Below are 2,898 nucleotides of genomic sequence, written 5' to 3'. Positions count from 1 at the left end.
GGGCGCGGGGGCCCCATACCCCCACGCCCCAACACACCCACCGCAGCCACAGTGGCGCTTGTGCCCCAGCTCCCCCCCCCCCGCGCCGCCCCGGCCCCGCGCCCCCGGGGGCCCCGACAGGTGTTCGTGTTCGCGGTACAGGGCCCAGTTGTACTTCACGAGGGACAGCTTGTTGGAGGACAGCGAGCCCGGCTGCTGGGCCCGGTACACCGCGAGGGGCTCGTCGAGGCCCCGGGCGTCGGCGCCGTCCCGCATGATCGACAGCCACAGGGCGTAGTCCTGGCGCTTGCGCATCTCGGGCATCAGCCTCGTGCCGAGGGCCTTGCGGTCGTACATGGCCGTGAGGGCACCGATGTGGTCGCGGACCAGCATCGCGCGGTAGTCCACGTGTTCCCGCGCCACGCGGATCACCCGGCCGTTCGGCACCCAGTCGGTGCTTTCGCCCGCGTGGTCGGCGTCCATCTTGAAGTACGAGGTGAACGTCAGGGGCGCGGTGCCCTCGGCGGCGAACGCGAGTTGCTTCTCGGTCTTCTCCGGGAGCCACATGTCGTCGCTGTCCAGGAAGGCGATGTAGTCGCCGCGGGCCCGTTCCATCGCGAGGTTGCGGGCCCGGCCCGCGCCACCGCGCTCGGGTGCCGACTCCGGCAGCACGCGCTCGTCCTGCTCGGCGAACTCACGCAGCAGGTCCATGGAGCCGTCGGCCGACTGGTCGTCGGTGACCAGCAGCTCCACGTCGCCATGGGTCTGGGTGAGCACCGACCGGACGGCCGCACCGAGGGTGGTTGCCGAGTTGTACACGGGCATCACGACGGACACCAAGGGCACAGCGCTTCTCCTTGCCAGATCAGGTACGAAGGTCCATTCAAGCACCGTGATCGGGTAGGAGTCGCCACGCAGGTGGTCGTCGCTGGTCAGGGCCGTGCGGGAGGTCCGTGGGGGTACGCGCCGCCGGGGCGGAGCACCCCGTCACCTGCGGGTACGACGTGGGCGCGTACCGCGTCCGGTGCGGGCGTCAGCCGGTGGTCGCGGGCAGTCCGTACCGCACGTCCGTCAGCTCTTCGGACCGCTCCCACAGGCGGCGGCCGGTCTCCGGGTCGAGGGACGCGGCCGACGGGGTGACCGTGGTGGGCGCTCCGCGCAGTTCGGCCGGTCCTGCCGGGCCGATGAACTGGCCGCCCATCGCCTCGGGCGCGGTCGCCGCGTAGAGCTGCGGCAGTGCTCCCCGCTCGGGGCGTTGGGCGAGCAGCGGGTTGCCGATGCCGCCGAGGAGCACCCGCCACAGCCGGACGGCGGACCGGGTCTGGAGGTTGGTCGCGGTGTAGCCAGGGTGGGCCAGCACGCTGCGCACCGGGCTGGCTGCCGCCGTCAGTCTGCGGTGCAGTTCCTGGCCGAAGACGGCGTTGGCGAACTTCGACTGGTTGTAGAACGCCATCGGCGCGTAGCCGCGCTCGCCGGTGAGGTCGTCGAAGCGCAGGTGTCCCTTGTGGTGGTTGATGGAGCTCACGGTGACCACCCGGGGGTCGGTCCCCGCGCCGAGCAGGTCGAGCAGGAGGCCGGTCAGCGCGAAGTGTCCGAGGTGGTTGCAGGCGAACTGCACCTCGTGGCCCTGCGGGCTGAGGGTCCTGGGTGGCGCCATGACGCCGGCGTTGTTGACGAGGACGTCGACGCGCTGGTGGTCGGCGCGCAGCCCGTCGGCGAACGCGTGGACCGATGCCAGGTCGGCGAGGTCGACGGTGCGCGCCTCAAGGCTGGCCGCGGGCAGTTCGGCGGTGAGGTCGGCGACCGCCCGGCGTCCCTTCGCCGCGTCACGCACGGCGAGTACGACGTGGCCGCCGCGGCGGGCCAGCGCCCGGGTCGTGGCCAGCCCGAGGCCGCTGTTGGCTCCGGTGACGACGAAGACGCGGGCGCTCTGGTCGGGGATCTCTTCGGCGGTCCAGTGCTGCTGCTTCATTCGGCACACACTGCCCCTCGTGTCACCAAGTGTCAAGCTGTCACTCGGTGACGCGAGGGGCGCGGAGTTACCATGCACGGGTGAATCCCCGCCCGGACGTGACCTTGGCCCAGCGCAAGCGACAGCTCGTCGCGGACGAGTTGACCGAGGCGGCGATGCGGCTGCTGGTGCAGAACGGCTTCGACGCGGTCACCATCGACGAGATCGCGACTGCCGCCGGCGTGTCCAAGCGGACCTTCTTCCGGTACTTCGCGTCGAAGGAAGACGTGGTGGTCCAGTTCCTCGCGGACATGGGTGACGACATCCGCACCACACTCGCCGCCCGCCCCGCCGCCGAGCCGCCGTCGGTGGCCTTGCTGCACGCCGTGCGGGTGCCCATCGCCGCCTGCGGCGATCACGTCGACCGGGCGCTGAGCGTGGTGCGGCTGATCCTGCACACCCCGGCCCTGCTCGCCCGCTTCCTGGAGCGCCAGGCGCAGTGGCGTGACGGGCTGACGACGGAGCTCGCCGACCGGACGGGCCTGGACCCGGAGGTGGAGCTGTATCCGCGGATGGCCGCGGGGATGGCGCTGACCGCCTTCGACGCCGTCCTGCACCGCTGGTGCGCCAGCGACGGCCACGACGATCCCACCGAACTCATCGACCGCGCCTTCGCCGTCATCGCCCCGGCCCTGGACGCGCTGCCACCCCGGCCGACCGGCGGCTGATGGCCTCGCAGCCGGCCCTACTCGACCTCCTGCAGGTCGCGTACGGGAGGGCTGCGGCCCCGGGCGCGTAAAGCCGCCAAGACTGGCGGGGCGGGCGAACTCGGGGCATACGGATGCCGGGCGGACAGACGCCGGGGATGCGGATGCCGAGCATGCAGATCTTGGGCAGACAGACGCGGGGGGGGGGGGGGCGGGCGGCGCGCCCCCCCCCCCCCCCCCCCCCCCCCCCCCCCCCCCCCC

3 protein-coding genes are annotated in these 2,898 nt (G+C 72.5%); 1 reads left to right on the top strand and 2 read right to left on the bottom strand.

Annotated features, from left to right (window positions below; translation table 11 throughout):
- Both AAHZ94_RS32020 and AAHZ94_RS32015 read right to left on the bottom strand, forming a co-directional pair.
- The coding region (locus AAHZ94_RS32020) for a glycosyltransferase family 2 protein (RefSeq protein WP_349997216.1) at window positions 1-825 on the bottom strand (825 nt) is incomplete at its 3' end.
- 187 nt (window positions 826-1,012) lie between these two features.
- Window positions 1,013-1,951 (bottom strand): oxidoreductase, encoded by a 939-nt coding sequence (locus AAHZ94_RS32015; RefSeq protein WP_349997215.1) that lies wholly within the window; start codon window positions 1,949-1,951, stop codon window positions 1,013-1,015.
- 80 nt (window positions 1,952-2,031) lie between these two features.
- Here AAHZ94_RS32015 and AAHZ94_RS32010 point away from each other — a divergent pair, with 80 nt between their 5' ends.
- Entirely contained in the window at window positions 2,032-2,658 is a 627-nt protein-coding gene (locus tag AAHZ94_RS32010) for a TetR family transcriptional regulator (protein WP_349997214.1), read from the top strand.
- Window positions 2,659-2,898 lie beyond the last annotated feature (240 nt).

The organism is Streptomyces sp. HSW2009, assembly GCF_040240285.1.
GTDB lineage: Bacteria > Actinomycetota > Actinomycetes > Streptomycetales > Streptomycetaceae > Streptomyces.
The sequence above is the reverse complement of the archived record's forward strand: the minus strand, read 5'-3'. Positions and strand labels throughout refer to the sequence as shown.